The following is a 10,372-nucleotide window of genomic DNA, read 5'->3' as shown; positions in this document are numbered from 1 at the left end:
TGGCCGGCGGCGGTCACATCCTGCTGACGATCGGATTCGTGCTGTTCTTCCTCACCGTGCACCAGGCCATCACAGCCCGCCGAGAAGAGATGGCCACCTCCTGACCTCCGGCATCACAGGTCCACCCGATACCGCACGCACACTGTGCTTTTCGTCATTGCCTAGGAGGGAACGAGCTCAACATGTCCATGTTGCACATCGGTCGATCCGAACCGTTCCTAGTCAGCGCCCACGAGGCCGAGGTCGTGCCACCGGCAGGCGGTCGGTTCCGCGTCACCCATATCGCGGTCCTCCGCGACGGTCGCCGGCCCTGGCCCGCCGATTCTGATCGACCGGTGGGTTCTCGACGGGCGCGGGCGGCACGACGCTCCGGACGCATCTCACGACGAGCCGTCCTTCATGCGAACCCGAAACGTCCTCATTCGGCATGTGCGTATGTCTGCTTGATGCCGGAAGCCCTCTGCGCGTTGATCTTCCGCCCCTTCGCGCTGGCCGATTCGGTCAGCGCGGGAAGCGGCATTACCGGATGTCCCGTCATGCGGAGTGCGGTGTGTACGGCTGCGCCGGGTCGACGCGCTGCCCGCGTTGGTTCATGCGCTGTTCAGTGAGGTTGATTCCGAATCCTATTGGGGATTGGGGTGTTGGTGAGGAAGATCGGCCAGGCGATTTCGGTGCGCCACTGGGCAGGGTCGGGGGTGTCGCGCTGGCCGGTGAGGTAGTACTCGCGGACGGGGCCGGGAACACCGAGGGCGTGGCGGGCGACGTAGGTGGCGAGGGCGCCGTAGGTGCGATCGACGCTGTCCGGGGAGCCGTAGTGGGTCATGATCGCCAGCTCAGCGGCGGGGACCGTGGTCGGATGGACACGTCCCACGGGGTGGACGGTGCCGGTGCAGGGCACGAAGATGGTCGTCCGGCCGCGGTGGTCGGTGAATATCTCGTCGGCGTAGATCCCGCCGGCCGGACCGGTCGGGGGCAGGTGTTGGGCGATGAGGGTCGCATACAGTTCGCCGAGCGCGCCTTGCAGCCAGGTGACGCTGTCGGTGGCGTCGACGACCTCGGTGATCGCGGCCGCTGCGATGGCGGGAACGGCGCGCAACTCGACGGCGCTGTCGTCGGATGTGTTGTGCGTCAATAGATCACGCAGCTGATCGACGGCACGTTGGGTTCGGCCGAGTTGCTTCTGCAGGCGGTCCAGGTGTGCCACGATTCGCTCGTTGCGTGTGTGTGGATCGGGGGTCGCCACCACGGCCTGGATCTGTTCCAGCGGCATGTCGAGGTTTCGGAGGCGTCGCACGACCTGCGCGATGGCCAGTTGCTCGCTCGCGTAGCGGCGGTATCCGGTGTGTGGATCGATGTCGGCGGGGGTCAGGAGTCCGATCCGGTGATAGTGGCGCAGCGTTTTGACCGTCAGATGAGTGGCGCGGGAGAAGTCACCGATGGACATGTACGCGGTCATGATCGTCATTGTGCGGTCTCCCCTTGGGGGAGGGTCTTTCACGGTATTCGAGTTGACTCTGCGGCTGCGGTAACACCGAACGTGGTGACAGCGGCCCATCGGGACCGCGGAAAGGACACTGCCGCCATGACGAACATCACGACTGTCGCCGACCGCTACACGGCGGTCTGGAACGAATCCGACGCCCAGCTGCGCCGCCGGGCCGTTGCCGAGCTCTGGGCCCACGACGGTGTGGAGTATGTCGAGGGCGCCCGCTTCGATGGACTCGACGAGCTCGTCGCCCGAATCGCGCACGCCCACACCGAATTCGTCGGCAGCGACACCTACCGCGCAGCCCATGCCGGTGATCTCCGCCGCCACGGCGACGCCGTCTCGTTCACCATTCGGCTGATTACTTCCACTGTCGGCGAGATCGCCTGGGCCGCACGGGTGTTCCTGATCCTCGATGCCGAGGGCCGGATCCGGGAGGACTACCAGCTGACCATTCAGCCGCTGGCCGACCGATAACTTGCCGGTTCCACGTCACGAGATTTCCAGAGACAAGGAAGCCCACAATGCCCTACCTCCCAGCACCGGATGGGATCGACCTCTTCTACCGGGACTACGGTGTCGGTCAACCTATCGTTTTCGTGCACAGCATGCTGATGAGCAGCGATATGTGGCGGCATCAGATGCTGCACCTCACCGGATACGGCTACCGCGCCGTCGCCTACGACCGGCGTGGTCACGGACGATCCGACGACCCCGGGACCGGATACGACTTCGACACTCTCGCCGATGATCTGGCCGCGCTACTCGACCGGCTCGACCTCAATGACGTCACACTGGTCGGACATTCGATGGGCGGCGGGGAGGTGATCCGGTATTTGAGCCGTCACGGGGCGCGTCGGATTTCGCGGATCGCGCTGGTCGGTGCAACCGCACCCCATCTCGATGTCGATCCGATGCATGCGGCCGAACTGCTCAACCAGCTCCGCACCGGCTACGGACAGTGGGTCGCCGACAACGCCGCACTATCCTTCGGTGACGGTCTGCCCGGTTGTCACATTCCACAATCCGAGAAGGACGCCACCATCCGAGACTGGATGCAGGTTTCACTACATGCCGCAGTGGAATGCAGCCGAGTCAATTTGGTCGCCGACTTCCGAGGCGAGGCCAGCCGCATCACCATGCCAACACTCATCGTGCATGGCGACCACGATTCCTTCGCACCATTACCGACCTGCGGGCAACGCTCGGCCGAACTGATCCCCGACAGCACACTCATGATCTACGAGAACGCCTCCCACATGCTGCATCTGTCCCACCGCGAACAGCTCAACAACGACCTGCTCGCATTCCATCGGTCCTGACGCGGTGCCCGACCGCGCAGGTGGCGAATACTCGCTCCTCGGCATGATTGCGCGTCCACCCACGGCCCGCGGCGCCGGACCGACGCTGCCCGCACAGCTTCTGGTCATCCCTCGTCAGGATCAATATAGTTAATGGATGGAAGTAACTGATTCGGTGTGGCGGATCATCCGAGCACTGGACACTGTTACGCGCCTGCAGCGCCGTGCCGCCGCGGCAGGGCCGTACGGACAGGTCGCGTTGGGCCTGTTGAATTTGGCGGCGCAGGGCGCGGTCCGTCCGTCGGACGCGGCGGCCGAGCTGAGAGTTCCGGCTCAGTCGATCAGTCGCGCAGTGGGACAGTTGATTTCGGCCGGTCTCATCCGGCAAGTGGGTTCACGCACTGACGGCCGGTCATACAGCGTGGAAGTGACCGACGCCGGGACCGAGGCTCGTGCCCGGTTCCGCGCGGAGCTCACCGAAAGTTTCAGCGCGCATCTGGACAGTTGGACACCGACCGAGATCACCGAGTTCACCACCCATCTGGAGCGGCTCGTCCGGTCGTTGTCAGCGGACGCTCGGGTGACCCGGGTGCGGCGGCCCGCGGGACCCAAGCCATGGCGGACAGCGACATGAACGGTGACGAGAACTTTTGCGACACGGAGGTACTCGTCGTCGGCGCCGGGCTCGCCGGTCTGGCTGTCGGCGCGTTCGCGGCCCTGCACGGCACCCAGGTGCTGGTGGCTGAACGGCACCCCGGGACGGCGCTGCATCCCAAAGCTCGGCTGGTCAACGCCCGTTCCATGGAGCTCTACACGGCGCTGGGTGTGCTCGAGCAGGTGCGCGCGGCCGGTGAGGAGCAAGGTGGGTTCGCGGTCGCCGAGCGCCTGGTGGATGAGCACACGGCGTGGATTCCGCCTGCGGAGCCCACCTCGGAAGCCACCGATCTCGCTCCGGTGCAACAGTATTCGTGCGACCAGCAGCGTCTGGAGCCGATCCTGTATCGCCGCGCTGTCGAACTCGGCGCGAGGGTCTCGTTCGAGACAACCGTCGCCGATCTCGTCGAGACGAGGGACGCCGTCACCGCGCGGCTGGTTCGGCCTGACGGCACGTCTCGGCGCGTTCGTGCCCGCTACGTCGTCGCGGCCGATGGTGCGCGCAGTTCGATACGTGGCCTGCGCGGCATCGGGTGGCGTGGCGAGCCCGTGCCCGGCACCGCCGTGAGCGCGCTGTTTCGCGCCGACCTCGAACCCGCGCTACGCGGACGCCGCGCGGACGCCATCTTCCTCCGGAGCGCGGAATCGTTCCTGTTCGCGCGCGGCGACGCCGACCAGCGGCGCTGGCAGCTCGGCACCTACCTCCGCCCCGATTGGGATCCGGACGACACGGCGACGCTACGACGACGGCTGACGACGATTCTCCGCGCCGCAACGGGTCTCGACGAACTACGACCCGAGATCGAGGACGTCCTCACCTGGACCGCCGGTGCCTACCTCGCCGATCGCTACCGCGACGGCCGCGTTTTGCTGCTAGGCGACGCAGCGCACACCATGCCGCAATACGGCGGCCTCGGCGGTAACACCGCCGTGCAGGACGCGCACAACCTGGCCTGGAAGCTCGCGGCGGTGTGCCGTGGCGACGCGCCCGCCTGCCTCCTGGACACCTACGAACGGGAGCGGCGGCCCCTCGGCGCTCTGACCATCGCCCAAGCCGTGCTGCGCGCCGGGAAGGTGCCCGGCCACCCCGATCCGCCGGGCCAGATCGATACCGCCACTTTGACACTCGGCTTCCGATACCCGCAGAACGGCTCACCGGACATCGCCCCGGACGCGCTGGTCGAAAACCCCGCGACGCCCAGCGGCGATCCGGGCACCCGGGCACCACACATCGCACTGTGTGACGGCGGGAGCCTGCTCGCTCTGCTGGATCCCACCAGCTTCACCTTCATCCATGACACTCATCACCCGCCACCTGGGCCGGTGGCCGGAATCACCGACCGCACAATCCTCCTCGACAACGTCGCGATGGCCCACCGCGCTCGCTTCACCGCCGCCTATCGGGTAGGTGCACTGATCCGCCCAGACGGCGTTATCGCCTGGCGCACAACCGTTCCCGCCAGCACCGACGACCTGCGCGCAGCCGTGGACGACGCCTGGCACCGGCACTGTGAGGCCCGCTAGGCCGAGAATGGTCGGGTGCGGGCCAGTTTCCTCAGATTGGCACAAGCTCAGGTGTGACTTGCGCGCTCGACGGGTGTCCGGGAGTCAGTGAGCGCTTCGAAAACTTCGGTGTCCAACAAGCCGGTCGTCCGATTGGCACCCGCGCGGCGACGCACGATATTCGGCATTATGGGATGTTCGGCCGCAGCAGCCATGATCAGACCGCGCGGCAAATCTGGAATATGTTCCCGCGGCGGATCACCTGCCTTCGGTGGTCCCATGACTAGCAACGTGGTGGTTCCAAAGAGGGGGCAAATGCCACGGTTTCTCGTGCGGTTGGCTCTATGGGGAGATCGAGCGCGAGCTGTTCGGAGTCTCATCGCGGGAGTTGGTCGGGGCGGTCATGACCGTCCGGCCGGACTCGCGGTCTACAACGAACGAAAGCCGCAGTCGTTCAGGTCGGTTCGAGCCCAAACGCGAACGTGGTTGCGTTCATACGCTGGCTCGTGCACGCGACCGACGAGTTACCACCACGGCTGGCGGAAACGAACCACCTCATGAGGCAGCAGAGCTAGGTCGCCGCGTTCTCAACGCCGACAATCCCTGGCAGCTCGTTGAGGTCACGAATTCTCCAATCGGAGAGTTCCGTGACCTCTTCTGTTTCGCGATGGATCCACCCCACGGACCGCGCTGTATATATGCAGTCCGCATCCCGACTCGCTTTGCTGGTGCTACGTCGTTGTCAATCCGATCCCCCACATAGACAATTTCAGCCGCGGCGCAGCCCGCCGCCTCGACTACCTTGTGGAAGAACTCGGGGGCAGGCTTCTGGATTCCCCAATCATCTGACGTGGCAATGAAATCGGTCGGCAGATCCAGCCCGCGCAGCAGACCTCCGGCGCGGACTGTCTGATTACCGACGACTCCGACCCACACGCCCATCTCGCGGAGCTTCGACAGTGCAGGCCTCACGTCGGGATACAGGTCGTCTTCTCCGAACCACTCGGGCTGGCCAGCATCAGCCCGAGCCTGCCGCTCGAGGTCGAGATCGAACCCAGGCCGAAACACCTGGAAGGTCTCGCGGTAGTCGAGGCCGGACGCAATGACGGCACCGAAAACTGCAGCGAACGTGTGCCGCGGCACCCCAACCAGTCAGCCCAAGTTCCATATTCCCGGGTCTCGTCGACCAGCGTTTCGCCCACATCGAAGACCACAGCACCGATCACGTCTCTACCCGTTCCTTCCATCGAGTTCGAACTCCCAGGATCTCATCAATCCCGACGTATGGTCCTGCCCGCCCCCGTCCTCGAGCGGCCGGGTGACCATTTACCGGAGCGATGGGCGGCCTCCATGGTCCGCGCGCCTGCGGCCAACAGTTCCGGCGCAGCCTCGGTTACAGAACGCGAGACGATGTGGTCTGGTCCATAGCGCTCGCACACTTCGGCGAGGCGGCTTGAAATATCGGTGGTATCGCCAGTCGGCGTGGTGGTCATGTCAGCCCACCAAAGGGCATCGCGAAGCGGACCGCACTCATCCGGCCACGGCATGGGAACCTTGCGGTTCCGCGCCTCGACTCGTGCGCATGAGTGATTTGCGACGAGCGCGCACAGCCGGGGCGGCGCCCCCTGGTCCCGAAGAAACTCCGCACCGTCAACAGGATGAAACCCTGTGCGCACCAACTGCGGCGAATAACCGACATCGTGCAGCCAAGCGGCGGCGACAAGCAGGTCGCCATCATCGACCAAGCCTGCAACAAGCTCAGCACGACGCGCGACGCCCGCGACATGCGCGAGTCGGGTGGGGAGGTCGCTCAGCAGTTCTTGCGCGGTCCGTTCGGCCCATTCCAGTAGCTCTCCAGCCATGTCGTCACCGTAGCCGCTCTGAGGGCGACGGCCCGGCGTCAAACCCAGCTCGCGCCCTTCGTTGTACGGGAATCTCACAGTTTGTCGCCTAGCCGCGCACGTCGGTGCGCAGACTTCGCCCGGCTGTCCGCGACGGCGGCGCCGTATCTGCCGAGCATCTGTCGGGACCGCCATCCGGCGAGCATCATCAGGTCTTGCTCCTGGCCTCCGCTGTCGAGCCAGGTGTGGGCGAAGAAGTGGCGCAGTTGATGCGGGTGGAGTCGCTCGATACCCGCGGCGTCGCAACGGCGTTCGAGCATCTGCCGTATGCCGGAGTCGGACATCGAGCCGCGGTATCCAAGCCAGAGCGCTGGGTTGTCGTTCTTTGCGCCGGAATGCTTCGCCCGAACCCGGAGGTACCTCCGTAGCGCCGTCCGGGTCTTGTCGCCGAACGGGCACGTCCGTGGTCGACCGCCCTTGCCGATCACCAGCACGGTGTTCTCGTTGAAGTCCAGCGAGTCCACCTCGAGCGGTGTTCCCCACAGCGCATCCCGGTATCAGCGAACAGCCGGATGATCGCGGTGTCGCGGCGCGCGTTGAAATCGGTACCATCGCACTCGGCGTGCAGTGCCTTCACGGCATCCATGCTCGGAACGGGCACCTGCTGCTCAGGGACCGCTGGCGGACTCATCTTGTCGAACGGATTGGCGTCGATGATGTCCTCGGCCGCAAGGTATTTGAAGAACAGTTGCAGCGACCGGTATTGGCCGCGCGCGTATTCCGGCGACAGCGGCTCACCTGTGCGCCGATTCGGCCGCGTGAGCAGGTCCTCGATGTAGCCGCCGATGTGGGCGCGAGTGATGTCCGGCGCCTCGGTCGGCAGTTCGTGCGCCTGGAGGTAGTCGGCGAAGTACCGGATCCGCGTGAGGTAGCCGTCGATCGTCTGCTTGCTCCGGTTCTTGCGGCGCAGCTCGGTAGCGAAGTCTTCCGCTAGCTCGCGTATGTCGTCCAGATCCAGCCCCATGGCCGGACCCTACTCGCAAAATACATTGCTGACGAAGCGCTGTTCTGGACGAACTCGACTGTAGATTTCAGCGTTTCCGCTGGTAGATGACTGTTTGTGGGGCGGGCGGGGCTCGAACCCGCGACCAATGGATTATGAGTCCACGGCTCTAACCGACTGAGCTACCGCCCCTTGTGTGGTGGATATCGATAGCGTTGGGGATGGTACCGGGTGGGGTGGGGTGGGCACCACTCGGATAGGGGTGGCGTGGTGACCGGGTGGGGAGGGTGGGGGTGGTTAGGGTGGGGTGTAAACCGGGAACAGGCTGGAGGGTGGGCTGTGGCTAGTGTGTTTGCGAATGTGCTGAAGGTGCATCAGTGGGTTTATGAGAACAGTGGTGGGGTGGTGGGGCATCGGGTGCTGTTCGGGAATCCGACGTTGTTGTTGCGGACGGTGGGGCGGAAGACGGGGCAGGGGCGGACTTCCGCGCTGACGTATGGGCGGGATGGGGCGGATTATTTGGTGACCGCGTCGAATGGTGGGTCGCCGCGGCCACCGGGGTGGTTGGCGAATGTGAAGGCCAAGCCGGAGTGTGAGATTCAGGTCGGCCGGCGCAAGATAGCGGTGATCGCGCGGGCGACGCTGCCCGACGATCCAGATTATGCGCGGCGCTGGGCGATTGTCGACAAGGTCAATCGGGGACGTTACAGCGCGTACCAGAAGATGACCAAGCGGCCGATCGCGGTGGTGGTGTTGACTCCGGTCGGGTGAGTTCAGTCGGCTTCCCAACCGTCGTAGTCGTCGTCGACATCACCACGGTCCCAACCGGTCTCGCTGCGCGGCGGGCGGCTGGCCCAGTGCACGCTGAGAGCGACGAGACCGAGCACTGCGAGGACGACGACTACGACAATCAGCGTTTCCACGCGGGCACCCTAGCGCCCCGAAGGGGTTACTTGCACGTACGTGAGACAAGTTGTCACGGAAGGCCGTTCAGACCGTAAGAACTGTGCGTCCTGTGGCGGTTCGCGATTCTATTGCCACATGCGCGCGATCGGCCTGCTCGAGCGGGAAGGATTGGCCGATAACGACTTCCAGCCGTCCAGCCGCTGCCTCGGCCAGTGAACGGGCGGTCAGGGCGAGCCAATCGATATCGCCGTTCCCGGTCAGATCGAACAGTCCGAGCGCGTTGATTCCGCGTGCTGCCACCGCTTCTCGATCGAAGTCAGCGAATTGTCCTGCGGCAGCGCCATATCCGATGAAGCGACCGCCGTCGACTGCGGCTTCGATGGCGCCCGCACCCAATTCGCCACCCGCACCGTCCAATACAACGTTCGCACCGGGCCCACCGGTCGCGGCACGCGCCTTCGTCGACCAGTCGGACTCGGAGTAGTCGATGACAGCATTCGCGCCGAGACGCGCCGCGAGCTCCAGCTTGGCGCTGCCACGTGCCGCGGCCACTACATTCGCTCCGGCCGTGCGGGCCAGCTGAATCAGCAAGGTGCCCAATCCCCCACCCGCCGCGGTGATGAGCACCCATTCACCGGGCTGGATCGCGGCTCGATCGAAGATGGCCAGCGCGGTCTTGCCGTCGTGGGCGAGTGCTACCGCCGCCGACATGCTCAGTCCTTCGGGTACGGTGACCAGGGTTTCGGCCTTGGCGAGTGCCTGCTCCGCGTAGCCGCCGATCGGCTGGCCGCCGCCGATGCCGCTGGCGGCGGTGTCGGTGACAACGCGTTTGCCGATCCAGCTCGGGTCGACGTCCGGACCGACCGAGGTGATTACCCCGGCGACCGCACCACCCGGCACATACGGCGGTTCGAGCGGGAAAAACTCGGTGCCCCAACCACTTCGAAGCTGGACATCGAGGAACATGACGTCGGCGGCCGCGACGTCGACGACCACCTGTCCCGGCTCGGCAACCGGCTCCGGCACTTCACGCACCGAAAGAACCTCGGGCCCACCGAATTCCGCAGCGTGCACAGCGCGCATGACAACCTCCATCAATTCCTGACTCGATCCGACATGGACCAGCCTGGAACCTGAAGCAGGATTGAGGTCAAGCCCAGGGCGGCGATTACGCTCAGCGCAGAACTTGGAATAGAAGCGACCTCAGATCCCAACACGCCCGCCGGGCACCCACTCGCACTGCGTCCAGATAGCTTCTGCCGTATCGCGCCCTGGTTCGGAGGGTCCGTCGAACGCAGTCGAATGGCGGTCACCCACGCCGCATTCGACCGCCGAATCACTACGCTCGGCGAGCCGCCGGAGCGGGTGGCGCAGCAAAGGCGAGGCACTAGAAGCCAAGGGGAGCACGATGCAGTGGAACCAGCGGGTCAGGAACCGATGCCACGACAGCTGCTGCCACCACCACAACCGCCTCTGCAGCTACCGCTGATACGGCCGCTACCGCTGCCGGCGCTACGACCCCGCTACCGCTGCCGGCGCTACGACCCCGCTGCTGCTGCCGGCGCTGCTACCGCCACAACGCCCCGGCCGTTGGTACCACCGCCGCCACTGATACCGCCCCCGCCGCAACGCCGCCGCCACTGATACTGCCCCGCCACAACCACTATCGCCCTCCCCC

12 protein-coding genes and 1 tRNA gene are annotated in these 10,372 nt (G+C 65.3%); 5 read left to right on the top strand and 8 right to left on the bottom strand.

What is annotated here, in order from left to right; translation table 11 throughout:
- Positions 1 to 601: 601 nt before the first annotated feature.
- A complete protein-coding gene (locus tag ACIBJI_RS13295) occupies positions 602 to 1,456 on the bottom strand; it encodes a MerR family transcriptional regulator (RefSeq protein ID WP_397084225.1) in 855 nt (284 codons plus the stop codon).
- Between the two features lie 126 nt (positions 1,457 to 1,582).
- Here ACIBJI_RS13295 and ACIBJI_RS13290 point away from each other — a divergent pair, with 126 nt between their 5' ends.
- From ACIBJI_RS13290 to ACIBJI_RS13275, 4 genes are all read left to right on the top strand, one after another.
- Positions 1,583 to 1,963 carry a hypothetical protein gene (locus ACIBJI_RS13290; protein WP_397084223.1) on the top strand — a complete coding sequence of 127 codons (381 nt, stop codon included), beginning with the start codon at positions 1,583 to 1,585 and terminating at the stop codon, positions 1,961 to 1,963.
- 47 nt (positions 1,964 to 2,010) lie between these two features.
- On the top strand, positions 2,011 to 2,808 hold the full coding sequence (locus ACIBJI_RS13285) for an alpha/beta fold hydrolase (protein ID WP_397084221.1): 798 nt from the start codon (positions 2,011 to 2,013) through the stop codon (positions 2,806 to 2,808).
- 136 nt (positions 2,809 to 2,944) lie between these two features.
- Positions 2,945 to 3,421 (top strand): MarR family winged helix-turn-helix transcriptional regulator, encoded by a 477-nt coding sequence (locus tag ACIBJI_RS13280; protein ID WP_397084219.1) that lies wholly within the window; start codon positions 2,945 to 2,947, stop codon positions 3,419 to 3,421.
- Positions 3,403 to 4,965, top strand: coding sequence for an FAD-dependent monooxygenase (locus ACIBJI_RS13275; protein ID WP_397084217.1), 1,563 nt, complete (start codon positions 3,403 to 3,405; stop codon positions 4,963 to 4,965). Before ACIBJI_RS13280 ends, ACIBJI_RS13275 begins: the two co-directional genes overlap by 19 nt.
- A 534-nt stretch (positions 4,966 to 5,499) precedes the next feature.
- Here ACIBJI_RS13275 and ACIBJI_RS13270 read toward each other — a convergent pair.
- The 5 genes from ACIBJI_RS13270 to ACIBJI_RS13250 all read right to left on the bottom strand — a co-directional run bounded on the left by ACIBJI_RS13270 (position 5,500) and on the right by ACIBJI_RS13250 (position 7,980).
- Positions 5,500 to 6,012, bottom strand: coding sequence for an HAD family hydrolase (locus tag ACIBJI_RS13270; RefSeq protein WP_397084258.1), 513 nt, complete (start codon positions 6,010 to 6,012; stop codon positions 5,500 to 5,502).
- Positions 6,013 to 6,215: 203 nt separating this feature from the next.
- Entirely contained in the window at positions 6,216 to 6,884 is a 669-nt protein-coding gene (locus ACIBJI_RS13265; RefSeq protein WP_397084215.1) for an HD domain-containing protein, read from the bottom strand.
- Positions 6,881 to 7,273 (bottom strand): tyrosine-type recombinase/integrase, encoded by a 393-nt coding sequence (locus ACIBJI_RS13260; protein WP_397084255.1) that lies wholly within the window; start codon positions 7,271 to 7,273, stop codon positions 6,881 to 6,883. Before ACIBJI_RS13260 ends, ACIBJI_RS13265 begins: the two co-directional genes overlap by 4 nt.
- Positions 7,270 to 7,809 (bottom strand): tyrosine-type recombinase/integrase, encoded by a 540-nt coding sequence (locus ACIBJI_RS13255; RefSeq protein WP_397084213.1) that lies wholly within the window; start codon positions 7,807 to 7,809, stop codon positions 7,270 to 7,272. The genes ACIBJI_RS13260 and ACIBJI_RS13255 overlap by 4 nt, the downstream gene beginning before the upstream one ends.
- 97 nt (positions 7,810 to 7,906) lie before the next feature.
- A tRNA-Ile gene (locus ACIBJI_RS13250) sits at positions 7,907 to 7,980 on the bottom strand.
- A gap of 147 nt (positions 7,981 to 8,127) precedes the next feature.
- Between ACIBJI_RS13250 and ACIBJI_RS13245 the strand changes: the two genes are divergently transcribed.
- Positions 8,128 to 8,559: a nitroreductase family deazaflavin-dependent oxidoreductase gene (locus ACIBJI_RS13245; RefSeq protein ID WP_364339615.1), complete on the top strand. Its 432-nt coding sequence runs from the start codon at positions 8,128 to 8,130 to the stop codon at positions 8,557 to 8,559.
- A 2-nt stretch (positions 8,560 to 8,561) separates the two neighbouring features.
- Here ACIBJI_RS13245 and ACIBJI_RS13240 read toward each other — a convergent pair whose 3' ends face one another.
- Together ACIBJI_RS13240 and ACIBJI_RS13235 are read right to left on the bottom strand one after the other, a co-directional pair.
- Positions 8,562 to 8,711: a hypothetical protein gene (locus tag ACIBJI_RS13240; RefSeq protein WP_397084211.1), complete on the bottom strand. Its 150-nt coding sequence runs from the start codon at positions 8,709 to 8,711 to the stop codon at positions 8,562 to 8,564.
- A gap of 67 nt (positions 8,712 to 8,778) precedes the next feature.
- A complete protein-coding gene (locus ACIBJI_RS13235; protein ID WP_397084209.1) occupies positions 8,779 to 9,777 on the bottom strand; it encodes a zinc-binding dehydrogenase in 999 nt (332 codons plus the stop codon).
- Positions 9,778 to 10,372: the final 595 nt, after the last annotated feature.

This window comes from Nocardia sp. NPDC050408, from assembly GCF_044458905.1.
Taxonomy (GTDB): domain Bacteria; phylum Actinomycetota; class Actinomycetes; order Mycobacteriales; family Mycobacteriaceae; genus Nocardia.
The sequence above is the reverse complement of the archived record's forward strand: the minus strand, read 5'-3'. Positions and strand labels throughout refer to the sequence as shown.

Excerpts from the sequence above, each read along its gene's own strand:
- ACIBJI_RS13295 (WP_397084225.1), bottom strand. The coding sequence starts at position 1,456 with ATGACCGCGTACATGTCCATCGGTGACTTCTCCCGCGCCACTCATCTG.
- ACIBJI_RS13290 (WP_397084223.1), top strand. The coding sequence starts at position 1,583 with ATGACGAACATCACGACTGTCGCCGACCGCTACACGGCGGTCTGGAAC.
- ACIBJI_RS13285 (WP_397084221.1), top strand. The coding sequence starts at position 2,011 with ATGCCCTACCTCCCAGCACCGGATGGGATCGACCTCTTCTACCGGGAC.
- ACIBJI_RS13280 (WP_397084219.1), top strand. The coding sequence starts at position 2,945 with ATGGAAGTAACTGATTCGGTGTGGCGGATCATCCGAGCACTGGACACT.
- ACIBJI_RS13275 (WP_397084217.1), top strand. The coding sequence starts at position 3,403 with ATGGCGGACAGCGACATGAACGGTGACGAGAACTTTTGCGACACGGAG.
- ACIBJI_RS13255 (WP_397084213.1), bottom strand. The coding sequence starts at position 7,809 with ATGGGGCTGGATCTGGACGACATACGCGAGCTAGCGGAAGACTTCGCT.
- ACIBJI_RS13235 (WP_397084209.1), bottom strand. The coding sequence starts at position 9,777 with ATGCGCGCTGTGCACGCTGCGGAATTCGGTGGGCCCGAGGTTCTTTCG.